Below are 220 nucleotides of genomic sequence, written 5' to 3' on the forward strand. Positions count from 1 at the left end.
CGGAGCAGCTGTGGGCCGCCCTGCTGCGCTGGGTGCCGCCGCGCCAGGGCTACACGCCGCCGCGCGCGCATGCGCTGGCCGCTGCCTCGGCCGCGCCGGCCCCGGCCGAGTTGCCCGAAGTGGCGGGACTGGACGCGGCGCTGGGGCTGCGCCGCTGCACCGGCAAGCTGGGCTTTTACCGGCAGATGCTGGAGCAGTTTGTGCAGGACCAGGCCGAGAC

The 220-nt window shown here is 75.9% G+C and carries 1 protein-coding gene; it reads left to right on the top strand.

Annotated features, from left to right (window positions below):
- A partial coding sequence (locus tag HA630_RS00495; protein ID WP_166832025.1) for a hypothetical protein occupies positions 1 to 220 on the top strand: 220 nt, incomplete at both ends.

Source organism: Aquabacterium sp. A08, assembly GCF_011742065.1.